Source organism: Anaerolineales bacterium, assembly GCA_022866145.1.
Taxonomy (GTDB): Bacteria; Chloroflexota; Anaerolineae; order Anaerolineales; family E44-bin32; genus PFL42.
In genome coordinates this window covers 1-4,034 of sequence record JALHUE010000247.1, presented here as the reverse complement: position 1 = coordinate 4,034, position 4,034 = coordinate 1, and the positions used below count along the sequence as shown (strand labels likewise).

Sequence of the window (4,034 nt, the reverse complement as noted above, 5' to 3'; positions counted from 1 at the left end):
GGTGAACGTCGAGGTGGAGCCGAGACCCGCGGTGAAGGCCTCAGCCTGGGCCGTGACCAACTCGGGGCAGGCCATCATGGTCGACCCCTGGGGCTGGATGGCCAGCTTTGAGCCGTCCAACTGATACACCCCGAAATAGCTGTTGCAGCCGTCACTGCCAGAGATCTTCCCCTCTTCGAAGATCGCAGTGACCTGCGTTCGCGGCAGGACGTTGTGGGTCCCGCCTTGGGGGTCAGCGTAGCTCTCAAGGATCCAGAACGGGCCCTCAAGAGCGACCGCCGTCCCACCGGTGGTCCCGCCGCCAGGGACCGTCGCGCAGCCCGCCAAGCCGACGGCCAGGAGCAGCCCGCCGGCCGCCAGAGAACTCAATCGTGCTAGCTTGCTCATCTTGGCCTGCTGCCTCCATCATGGTGTTGTCGGAGGAGACGTGCTCCATCCGAACAGAGTTCCCGCCGGGGCCTCGAACCGCGCGTCTTCACGGCCCCGGCGGGAGAGGTTCACGTCATTCGACGACGTTGACGATCATCCAGAACTCGCAGACCGTCTTGTCCCCCGACAGGATCTGCCACAGTTCGCCGTAGCTCCCGGTGCTCCCCGCGGTCCGCCCCGGAACCGCGGCGGTGGTGCTGCCGCCGGGTGCAACTTCGCTCGCCAAGCCGATCGTGTCGGATCCGGTGTGCAGGTCACCACCGGAACCGGACTGGATGAACTCCAGCACGCCGTTGGACCAGGTCTCGGTGCTCGTATTCGACAGGACCCAGGTCATGGTGAAGTCCGTGTCGGGTGCCATGGCCGAGTAGTCCGCCGGAGTCTGCGACTGCAGATAGCAGGCGTACGTTCCCGGGGGAGGCACAGGCACCTCGGCGCAGGGCTCCGTCGTGACCGCCGGGACATTCCCGGTGTTGGCGGTCGTCACGTAGGCGGCGCTGACCCAGCCCGCGCCGCTGGCCGCGAACTCGGCCGGGATCTTCACCTGCCACCACTGCCCATCCGAGCTCTTGCCGGCGATCTCACCCGTCGATCCTGGAGGCGCAACGCCATAGGCCGCGAAGCAGGTCCCAGCGCCCGAGCGGACGTAGACATAGTCGCTGGCGGTGGCCGCGGCCGCGCCTGCCGGAGGCGCTGACGGCGGCACCGTCGGTGGCGCCGGGGGAGCCTCGATCACCGGGATCGAGTCGACATTGCTTGCCTGGACGGTGGACGCACTCACCCACCCGTACCCGGCGCCCACCTTTGACGGATCCAGCCGGACGACCCACCATGCACCGTCCGAGCTCCTGCCGATCACCCGCGCCGTCGCCCCGGCGGGCGCCACGCCGTAGGCCGGGTAAGTCCCGCCCGGGCCGGAGCGGACATAGGTGTTCACCAGGGCGGTGGCCTGCGGATCGCCAGCTGCCGGCGGCACGAGATCCGTGGTCGGCGGGACAGGAGGAGCTGGAAGCACTGAAACGTTGTCGACGTTGGATACGGTGACCCAGCTGCCTTCAACCCAGCCGTTCTGGCTGGGCGCGGCCGGGACGCTGATGGCCCACCACAGGCCGTCCTGGGTCTTGCCAACGACCTGAGCCGTGTTCGCCCCCAAGAAGGCGGCGTAGACAACGTAGTCTGGGCCGGGCCCACCATAGATCCAGGTGTTGTAGTTGGCGACGGCCGAGGGTTGTCCTTCCTGGGCCGTGGGAACGACCGGCTGGGCCTCGAGCGGCATGGCGGTTGGGCCTGGCGCCGGGCTTACAGGTGGAACCGCCGTCGGCACCAGCACTGGCTCCGTCGGCGGCACGATCGGCGGCTGGGTGGGGGTTGCACCCCCGCCGCACGCGGCTAGCAGCATGCCGAGCACCAACCAAAGTGCAATCCCGAAGGCCCAGCGCAGCCGCCCTCTACCCGTTGTCTCCTTTTGTGAGTTCATATCCAGCACCCTCCTAAGGTGGTTGAGTATCTCCAAGAGATCACGATAGCTTGGATCTCCTCGAGCCGAACATCGACGCGTACACCCTGGTGAACAGCGCGCCCATGAGGAAAGCCTGGGCCGCGTAGTACATGCTCGTCAACACGACCACGTAGGCCCCGGCTGCGCCCAGCGGCGTGGACAGCACACCGCTTCGCAGGAACCAGGAAAGCGCAATCCCTCCCAGGGTGACCAGCCCTGCGGTCAGGATACCACCGAGCCAGACATCCCTCCAGTGAATCGAGGTGCGAGGGAGGAACTTGAAGATGAGCGTGAAGGCAAGCCAGGCCAGCCCGACAAATCCCAGCGCGCCCGCAGCCCCCAGCGAGAACGGCAGCTTGAGGCGAGCGTCGAGGCCGGCGGCGATCAAGCTCAGCAGCGCCGCCAGGACCAGGCCAAGTCCGGCCAGGACGACCATCAGAAAGGCCGTCAGCCTCTGCCGAAGGAAGTGAAGTGATGGCGTACTGGCCGGCGAGGGCACGCCCCAGATCGTATCCAGAGCATTCTGCAGGTTGACAAACAGGCCGGTCGCCGCCCACAACAGCGCGCCGGCGCTGATCACGAACGCAATCACCGACCCAGCCTCGGAGGGTTTCTCAATGGACGACACGGCTACTTCAACCCACTCCGAGGCAGCAGCCCCGAGAACCCCTTCGATCAAGGCGTAGATCCGGCCGGCGACAAGCCCCTGCTCGACAAATGCCCCCGCAACCATGAAGGCGATGAAGATGACCGGCGCCAGGGCAAAGAAGCCATAGTACGCCAGCGCGGCCGCCAGCAAGGTGTGGCGTTCCCGAACCCAGGAAGAGTGGACGAGAACGAGCAGGGACCGGAAGGAAGCTAGCACTGAATCATTCCTTGAGGGCCGAGGGGATTTCGCTGCCAACGAGTCCCAACTGCCCGGCTCGGTGGAGCACACCGAAACCTGCCAGGGACCCGTGCCGCCCGCCCACCTCGCCCTATACGGCTGGGTGGAGCGAGAGCCCCCCTAGCGACTGGCTCGACGCCGACTGACTTCGGAGCCCTGGTGCGCCCTGCTGGCTAGTCTGGCGCATCCTGCTTGGCCGTGGGGGGCACACTCCGTCCGGCGGCTCGCTGCACGAAGACCTCCACGGCATACGCCACGGTAGGAAAGAAGCTGGCGTAGAGCTCTTCTCGAGCTCCTACCCGCCGCAAGCGCTCCCGAACCCCTCCCCGCACTTGGGCGAACATCACTCCGACCCCGCGCTCATTCAACTGGGACATCAGGGCCTGCATTCCATCGATGGTGGTCAGGTCCAGATCGGAGGTGGCTCCCACATCCAGCAGGAGCGTGTTGATGCTCTCCTGCCGGGCGCTGACCCGGTCCCGAATCATGCGCGCCACGAAGTTGACGTTGAAGTAGTACAGCGCAGAATCGATGCGCAGAATCAGCAGGCCCGGGATCTCGAGACACTCCGGGTGGCGTGCGATGTCGCCGAAAGCCCCTGGCTTCTCCGGCATCTCACCCAGGATAGCCAGCGACGGCCGGGAGGCCGAGTAGAGTACGATGATCAGCGAGAGCCAGACCGCCAGCGTCAGGCCAACCATGACATCCGAGAACAGGATGCCGATCAAGGCTGCCATGGCAAGCAGGAAATCCCGCCGCCGCTGGGCGTACAGCTCGCGCAGGGCCGGTACATTGACTAGGCCAATGACGGAGTTGACGACCAGCGCCCCGAGCACTGCCTGAGGCACGAACGCAAAGAGCGGGGCCAGGAACAGCAGCGTCAGCAGCACGAATCCGGCAGACATCAGCCCGGTGAGCTGGGTCTTCCCGCCCGAGGCTTCCGCCGTGGCCGACGTCGACATGCTGCCGTCCACCGCGAATCCCTGGAAGAGGCTTGTCCCGATGTTGGCCACCCCCAGGCCCAGGAGCTCCTGGTCCGAGTCCAGATCGTAGTGGTGTTTCAGGGCAAAGGCACGGCCCATGCCCACGGTCTCGCCCATTGCCAGGAAGGCGATGGAGAAGGCCCCTGCCAGTAGGGCCGTAAAGTCGGCGAGGCTGAATCGAGGGAATTCCAGACTAGGCAGGCCCCGTGGAACGCTGCCGACGACCGCCACGCCCTTG

4 protein-coding genes are annotated in these 4,034 nt (G+C 66.2%); all 4 read right to left on the bottom strand.

Going from position 1 to position 4,034, the window contains the following annotated elements; translation table 11 throughout:
- Positions 1-387: META domain-containing protein (locus MUO23_07845; GenBank protein MCJ7512867.1), on the bottom strand; the 387-nt coding region annotated here is incomplete at its 3' end.
- 115 nt (positions 388-502) lie between these two features.
- Positions 503-1,906, bottom strand: coding sequence for an SH3 domain-containing protein (locus MUO23_07840; protein MCJ7512866.1), 1,404 nt, complete (start codon positions 1,904-1,906; stop codon positions 503-505).
- 40 nt (positions 1,907-1,946) lie between these two features.
- Complete coding sequence (locus MUO23_07835; protein ID MCJ7512865.1) at positions 1,947-2,792, bottom strand: YihY/virulence factor BrkB family protein; 846 nt, start codon at positions 2,790-2,792, stop codon at positions 1,947-1,949.
- Positions 2,793-2,986: 194 nt separating this feature from the next.
- On the bottom strand, positions 2,987-4,034 hold a 1,048-nt coding region (locus MUO23_07830), incomplete at its 5' end, for a SulP family inorganic anion transporter (protein ID MCJ7512864.1).

Coding starts and splice junctions, on each gene's coding strand:
- MUO23_07840 (MCJ7512866.1), bottom strand. CDS start 1,906: ATGAACTCACAAAAGGAGACAACGGGTAGAGGGCGGCTGCGCTGGGCC.